The sequence below is a fragment of the Bartonella sp. MU70NMGDW genome (genome assembly GCF_042194085.1).
In the GTDB taxonomy this organism is placed as follows: domain Bacteria; phylum Pseudomonadota; class Alphaproteobacteria; order Rhizobiales; family Rhizobiaceae; genus Bartonella; species Bartonella grahamii.
Map to the genome: position 1 here is coordinate 1 of NZ_JBHIMK010000539.1, position 294 is coordinate 294.

Sequence of the window (294 nt, forward strand, 5' to 3'; positions counted from 1 at the left end):
TATTCGCTATGTTGATTTCACTGCCAGCAACAGCTGAACCAATCGTTATACGTTTGGTGTCGGCATCTTGCTGAACAAGGCTCTTTTCATTGGCTTGAGAGATCGCTTCATCAACCTTCTTACCAACAACATCATCAACCTTATCACCTATAATATCATCAACCTTATCGCCAATAACATCATTCACTTTTTCCGTAATCTGGTTGTTAACTTTTTGCTCAAAGCCTGTGAAGGCAACATTAACACCATCAAAGGCATCTGCAACACTGTCATAGCTCTTGCTTCCCTCACTGC

General features: G+C 41.5%; 1 protein-coding gene. It reads right to left on the reverse strand.

Features of this window, described 5'->3' with window-relative positions; all coding sequences use genetic code 11:
• The coding region (locus ACFIKE_RS12040; protein WP_375650199.1) for a hypothetical protein at positions 1–294 on the reverse strand (294 nt) is incomplete at both ends.